General features: G+C 40.3%; 1 protein-coding gene and 1 pseudogene. Both read left to right on the plus strand.

Translation table 11 applies throughout. The annotated features are described in order from the left end of the window. Positions 1-1,270: helix-hairpin-helix domain-containing protein (locus tag SPADD19_RS12610; RefSeq protein ID WP_241496479.1), on the plus strand; the 1,270-nt coding region annotated here is incomplete at its 5' end. Positions 1,271-1,363: 93 nt separating this feature from the next. Next, positions 1,364-1,451 (plus strand): annotated as a pseudogene (locus SPADD19_RS12615) (6-phosphofructokinase); the annotation flags it as partial.

Raw genomic sequence — 1,451 nt, forward strand, 5'->3', positions numbered from 1 at the left:
AGAGCAGGTGATGCAGGTTGCCCAGCGTTTTGCAGGCTTTAGTCTAGGGAAAGCCGATATTTTACGTCGGGCTATGGGTAAAAAAAATGCAGCTGAAATGCATAAGATGGAAGACGATTTTGTTGTAGGTGCTCTTAAACTTGGTCATACGGAAGAAAAAGCTAAAGAGGTCTTTGCAATCATGGAAAAATTCGCAGGATATGGGTTTAACCGTTCCCATGCCTATGCCTATTCTGCCTTGGCTTTTCAGATGGCCTATTTCAAGGTCCATTATCCAGATGTTTTCTTTGATGTCATGCTCAATTATTCAAGCAGCGATTATCTGACTGATGCTCTCCAGTTTGATTTTAAAGTCGCACCATTATCCATCAATACCATCCCTTACAGAGATAAGTTCCAGGATCGAAAAATCTACTTGGGAATGAAAAATATCAAGGGACTCCCAAGAGATTTAGCGTATTGGATCATTGACAATCGTCCTTTTGGAAGTGTCGAAGATTTCATTTTACGACTCCCCAATCAGTATCATAAATTGCCTCTGTTGACACCTTTAGTGGAGCTTGGATTATTCGACATTTTTGAAAAAAATAGACGCAAGGTGCTTCACAATTTGCCGAATTTGTTTGTCTTTGCTGATGAGCTAGGAAGTTTGTTTGCGGATTCTAACTATTCCTGGACAGAAGTGGAAGACTTTAGCCAGGCTGAAAAATATGAGAAGGAAGAGGCCATTATTGGCATCGGGCTCAGTACCCACCCATTGGTTGCGATTGGGCAAACGAGTCCCTACGAGATCCAACCAATTTCTCAACTCATTCAAGGAGAGCAGGCACGCATTCTCATTGAGGTACAAAGTATTCGAACGATTCGAACCAAGTCGGGAGATCTCATGGCTTTCTTACAAGTCAGTGATACCAAGAAAAAATTGGATGTGACTCTTTTTCCTGAAACCTACAATCGATTTTCCTCCTTGATAAAAGAAGGTGGCTTTTATTACTTGACAGGGAAGATACAAGAGCGTGATGGGCGCTTGCAGATGATTCTAGCAGAGGCGCAACTAGCGACCAATGAGAAATTCTGGATTCAACTGGCTAACCATAAAGATGATAAAATGATGCTTTCTATCTTAAAAAAATATCCAGGGCCATATCCTGTAATATTACGCTATGAAGAAGAGAAGAAAACCTTGCAATTGAAGGGCTATACAGTCCAGAAAAACAAAGAATTAGAAGTTGAACTAGAGAATCTTGTTATGAAAACGATTTATCGGTAACAACTGCGAAAAATACGAGAATTTTAGTTTTCTTTGTGTTATAATTACGTAGAATGTAAAAGAAAAAAAGGAGCAAACAACGAAATGAAACGTATTGCTGTTTTAACTAGTGGTGGAGATGCCCCTGGGATGAACGCTGCCATCCGTGCAGTTGTTCGTCAAGCAATTTCAGAAGGAATGG

The organism is Streptococcus parasanguinis (genome assembly GCF_001578955.1).
GTDB lineage: Bacteria > Bacillota > Bacilli > Lactobacillales > Streptococcaceae > Streptococcus > Streptococcus parasanguinis_U.